At 54.9% G+C, this 5727-nt stretch carries 2 tRNA genes and 3 rRNA genes; all 5 read right to left on the bottom strand.

From position 1 onward, the window contains the following. Window positions 1–5: 5 nt before the first annotated feature. Window positions 6–117: ribosomal RNA gene (gene rrf, locus L1278_RS19420) — 5S ribosomal RNA — on the bottom strand. Window positions 118–248: 131 nt separating this feature from the next. Continuing rightward, window positions 249–3142, bottom strand: a 23S ribosomal RNA gene (locus L1278_RS19425). Between the two features lie 231 nt (window positions 3143–3373). Further along, a tRNA-Ala gene (locus tag L1278_RS19430) sits at window positions 3374–3450 on the bottom strand. A gap of 31 nt (window positions 3451–3481) precedes the next feature. Next, window positions 3482–3558 (bottom strand) — tRNA-Ile (locus L1278_RS19435). Between the two features lie 174 nt (window positions 3559–3732). After that, window positions 3733–5255 (bottom strand): 16S ribosomal RNA (locus L1278_RS19440). Together the 16S, 23S and 5S rRNA genes with 2 tRNA genes alongside form the textbook arrangement of a ribosomal RNA operon. Window positions 5256–5727 lie beyond the last annotated feature (472 nt).

Here is a 5727-nt window from a genome sequence, read left to right on the forward strand (position 1 = left end):
GTTGGGGTTGGCGGCCACCTACTCTCCCGGGTGTGACCCCAGTACCATCGGCGCAGCCGGGCTTAACTTCTCTGTTCGGGATGGGAAGAGGTGCTCACCGGCGCCATAGCCGCCATTGTCTTTACCCGGTTTCTATGCGGGCGTGATGGCTATGTAAAAGTTCGTGTTTTGACTAGTTGGGAGAGAAAAAGACGCAAGCCTTATAGGGCCAAGGGGCGGGCCGGCGTTGGCCGGATGTGCTATGCACGTTGAGAACGCGCTCGGGCAATTAGTATGGCTCGGCTTTGACATTTCTGCCTTTACACCTGCCACCTATCAACGTCATCGTCTCTGACGGCCCTTAAGGGAGATCTCATCTTGGGGCGGGTTTCGCACTTAGATGCTTTCAGCGCTTATCCCGTCCGAGCGTAGCTACCCTGCGCTGCGGCTGGCGCCACAACAGGTCCACCAGAGGCTCGTCCATCCCGGTCCTCTCGTACTAAGGACAGAACCCCTCAAATCTCCGACGCCCACAACAGATAGGGACCGAACTGTCTCACGACGTTCTGAACCCAGCTCGCGTGCCACTTTAATCGGCGAACAGCCGAACCCTTGGGACCTTCTCCAGCCCCAGGACGTGACGAGCCGACATCGAGGTGCCAAACCTCCCCGTCGATATGAGCTCTTGGGGGAGATCAGCCTGTTATCCCCAGAGTACCTTTTATCCTTTGAGCGATGGCCCTTCCATGCGGAACCACCGGATCACTATATCCGCCTTTCGGCCCTGCTCGGCTTGTAGGCCTCACAGTCAAGCCCCCTTCTGCTATTGCGCTCTGCGTACGGTTACCAAGCGTACTGAGGGAACCTTTGAAAGCCTCCGTTATTATTTTGGAGGCGACCACCCCAGTCAAACTACCCACCAAGCACGGTCCTCGTCTGTGACGAGTTAGGCGCCAGGCAACTCAAGGGCCGTATTTCAAGGAAGAATCCGCGACGCCTGGCGACGCCGCTTCGCATTCTCCGGCCTATCCTACACATGAGTTACCCAGCGTCAATGCTAAGCTATAGTAAAGGTTCATGGGGTCTTTCCGTCCCGTTGCGGGTACTCGGCATCTTCACCGAGACTACAATTTCACCGAGCTCACGGCTGAGACAGCGCCCAGATCGTTACACCATTCGTGCAGGTCGGAACTTACCCGACAAGGAATTTCGCTACCTTAGGACCGTTATAGTTACGGCCGCCGTTTACCGGGGCTTCGATTCAGAGCTTCGCCTTGCGGCTAACCCCCCCTCTTAACCTTCCGGCACCGGGCAGGTGTCAGGCCTTATACGTCATCTCTCGATTTAGCAAAGCCATGTGTTTTTGTTAAACAGTCGCCTGGGCCTTTTCACTGCGGCTTCTTGCATTGCTGCAAGGAAGCGCCCCTTCTCCCGAAGTTACAGGGCCATTTTGCCGAGTTCCTTGGCCGTGATTCACTCGAGCACCTTAGGATTCTCTCCTCGACCACCTGTGTCGGTTTGCGGTACGGGCTGCCATGCATTTAAACGCTTAGCGGGTTTTCTAGGGAGCCTGCTTAGGGACGCTATCCCCGCGGCCGAGGCCTTGGGGTACTATCAGCTTTCAGCTAGCCCGGCGTACTTCACTACCGGGCCACTACCTACGGCCTTCAACGCACTATTCCGTCAGTGCGCGGTCCTTTCACTTCTCCGTCACCGCATCGCTATGCATAGCCGGTACTGGAATATTAACCAGTTGTCCATCGACCTGCGCTTTCGCCTCGGCCTTAGGTCCCGACTAACCCTGATCCGATTAGCGTTGATCAGGAAACCTGGGTCTTTCGGTGTGCGGGTTTCTCGCCCGCATTATCGTTACTTATGCCTACATTTGCTTTTCCAAGCGCTCCAACGCCCCTTGCCGGGACGCCTTCTCCGCCCTTGGAATGCTCCCCTACCAGTGTAATAAATTACAATCCGCAGCTTCGGTGCCATGCTTGATGCCCGATTATTATCGATGCCCTGTCGCTCGACCAGTGAGCTGTTACGCACTCTTTAAAGGAATGGCTGCTTCCAAGCCAACCTCCTGGCTGTCTGAGCAACTGGACCCCCTTTGTTCAACTTAGCGTGGACTTTGGGACCTTAGCTGGCGGTCTGGGTTCTTTCCCTCTCGGCGCAGGACCTTAGCACCCTGCGCCTCACTGCCGTGTATATCAAGTGGCATTCGGAGTTCGTCAGGATTCGGTAGGATTTGACTCCCCCTAGTCCTATCGGTAGCTCTACCTCCACATGACTCCACCACGACGCTGCCCCTAAAGGCATTTCGGGGAGTACGAGCTATTTCTCAGTTTGATTGGCCTTTCACCCCTACCCACAGGTCATCCAAATCCTTTTCAACGGAAACTGGTTCGGACCTCCATTTGGTTTTACCCAAACTTCATCCTGCCCATGGGTAGATCACAAAGTTTCGCGTCTACCCCCTCTGACTGTGCGCCCTGTTCAGACTCGCTTTCGCTGCGGCTCCGTCCCTTAAAAGACTTAACCTTGCCAGAGAGGAGTAACTCGTAGGCTCATTATGCAAAAGGCACGCCGTCACCCAACGAATGGGCTCCGACCGCTTGTAGGCGCATGGTTTCAGGATCTATTTCACCCCCTTATTCAGGGTACTTTTCACCTTTCCCTCACGGTACTGGTTCACTATCGGTCTCTCAGGAGTATTTAGCCTTAGCGGATGGTGCCGCTGGATTCAGGCGGGATTTCTCCGGTCCCGCCCTACTCAGGATACCACTAGGGCCAAAAAGCTTACGCGCACAGGGCTCTCACCTTCTCCGGCGTGCCTTCCCAGGCACTTGCGCTTCAATTTTTGGTCCCACCACGTGGTCCTACAACCCCACCCCTGCCGTAACAGGAGTGGTTTGGGCTCTTCCGCGTTCGCTCGCCACTACTTGCGGAATCATTGTTATTTTCTCTTCCTCCGGGTACTTAGATGTTTCAGTTCCCCGGGTTCGCCTCCTTTCGGATACTTGGTCTTCAACCAAGTGGGTTGCCCCATTCGGATACCTGCGGATCAACTGGTATGTGCCCATCCCCGCAGCTTTTCGCAGCTTGTCGCGTCCTTCTTCGCCTCTGAGAGCCTAGGCATCCCCCATGCGCCCTTCTCTGCGTTCTCGCCGGTGGTCTTGCGACCGCCGGCCCGCTTCTTGGGCTGCACTAGAATTACTTCCAGGCAGTCTTACCTTATAATGTCTTTGTTTTTCTCTCTCCCATCATGTCAAAGAACTTCTCCTAAAGCGAAGCGTTTAGCACTGCCCAGGCCATTGCTGGCTGAAGCGTTCTGAACGTATTCCTTTAAGTTAGCAGTAAGAACCTGTCGTTCCTACTGTGGTGTTGTTGTAAGCGTTGGTGGAGAATAACGGAGTCGAACCGTTGACCTCCTGCGTGCAAAGCAGGCGCTCTAGCCAGCTGAGCTAATCCCCCTTCTTTTCAGGGTCACCCCCGAAGGTATAAGTGGTGGGCCTGCGTGGACTCGAACCACGGACCTCTACATTATCAGTGTAGCGCTCTAACCACCTGAGCTACAAGCCCCCGTGGCCTGTGAGCACTTGGGAACGCCGTTGATGCCGCACCTTGCTTTCAGTATTGGTAAGTTTTGAGAAGGAATGCTGAGACAGCGTAAAAGAAAAGGCGATAAGCACGGATCCGCGCAGGACGTCCACCAGATGCGTCTGCTTGGGGAAAAGGCCGACGGGCCGACCCTAGAAAGGAGGTGATCCAGCCGCACCTTCCGGTACGGCTACCTTGTTACGACTTAGCCCCAGTTACCAGTTTTACCCTAGACGGCTCCTTTGATGGTCACCGGCTTCAGGTCTCCCTGACTTCCATGGCTTGACGGGCGGTGTGTACAAGGCCCGGGAACGTATTCACCGCGCCGTTGCTGATGCGCGATTACTAGCGATTCCGGCTTCACGGAGTCGAGTTGCAGACTCCGATCCGAACTGAGACCGGCTTTTTGAGATTGGCTCCCTGTTGCCAGGTGGCGACCCTCTGTACCGGCCATTGTAGCACGTGTGTAGCCCTAGGCGTAAGGGCCATGATGACTTGACGTCGTCCCCGCCTTCCTCACTCCTTGCGGAGGCAGTCCCTTTAGAGTCCCCATCATAACATGCTGGCAACTAAAGGTAGGGGTTGCGCTCGTTGCGGGACTTAACCCAACACCTCACGGCACGAGCTGACGACAGCCATGCAGCACCTTGCTTTGTGCCCCGAAGGGAAGCCCCATCTCTGGGGCGGTCACGCGCATTCTAGCCTAGGTAAGGTTCCTCGCGTATCATCGAATTAAACCACATGCTCCACCGCTTGTGCGGGCCCCCGTCAATTCCTTTGAGTTTCACCCTTGCGGGCGTACTCCCCAGGTGGATTACTTAACGCTTTCGCTTGGACGCTTGCCGTGTATCGCAAACATCGAGTAATCATCGTTTACGGCGTGGACTACCAGGGTATCTAATCCTGTTCGCTCCCCACGCTTTCGTGCCTCAGCGTCAGTTTCGGCCCAGCGAGCTGCCTTCGCAATCGGGGTTCTTGGTGGTATCTATGCATTTCACCGCTACACCACCAGTTCCGCCCGCCTCGACCGAACTCAAGCCCGCCAGTATCAACGGCAGTTCCAGGGTTGAGCCCTGGGATTTCACCGCTGACTTAACGGGCCGCCTACGCACCCTTTAAACCCAATAAATCCGGACAACGCTTGCACCCTCCGTATTACCGCGGCTGCTGGCACGGAGTTAGCCGGTGCTTATTCATCGGGTACCGTCAGTTACTCCCGCAGGAGCGTTTTCTTCCCCGATAAAAGCAGTTTACAACCCAGAAGGCCTTCTTCCTGCACGCGGCATGGCTGGGTCAGCCTCTCGGCCATTGCCCAATATTCCCTACTGCTGCCTCCCGTAGGAGTCTGGTCCGTGTCTCAGTACCAGTGTGGGGGACCATCCTCTCAGAACCCCTAGCCATCGTCGCCTTGGTGGGCCTTTACCCCGCCAACTAGCTAATGGCACGCATGCCCATCTTCCACCGCCTCAGCTTTGAGCACTCTCCGATGCCGGAGTGTGGTCTTATGCGGTATTAATCCACCTTTCGGTGGGCTATCCCCCAGTGGAAGGTAGGTTGCATACGCGTTACGCACCCGTGCGCCACTAACCAAGATCCCGAAAGATCAAGGTCCGTTCGACTTGCATGTATTAGGCCTGCCGCTAGCGTTCATCCTGAGCCAGGATCAAACTCTCCATTGTAGTGTTACTTTTCATGCCCGAAGGCAAATGTGTCTGTTCGACCCGTGGCCTTTTCCTTACTACTCTGTGATGTGAATCACTCGAATTGACGCGGTGGAGGTCCGAAGACCTGCCCGCGCGGATGTACCTATCTTACTATTCTTTTTTCTGTCTCAACAATCTCTCAAAGAACTTTCCGGAAGACTTCCTCTTCCGCTAGCGCCCCCTCTTTCAGAAGGCGGGTGGTTTGCTTTTACCGTGACAACCACTTGTTGTTTTTCGGTGTGCAAAGGTCGGAAATACTTTTCCAATCCGCAAGCAAAACACTCAATCTTTTTTTTCTCTTTTCCGGTTCGTTTAACCTTCAAGTATTCGTGCTGTTTTTGCTTTTAAAACCCTTCGTTTCAGAGCGGGTTGCAAAGGTAAGAAGAACTTTTACATCTTCAAGCACTCTGCAAAACTTTTTTTCCTTTTTCCTGCGGGCTGTGTTAGC

Source organism: Pontibacter sp. HSC-36F09 (genome assembly GCF_024171605.1).
Taxonomy (GTDB): Bacteria; Bacteroidota; Bacteroidia; order Cytophagales; family Hymenobacteraceae; genus Pontibacter.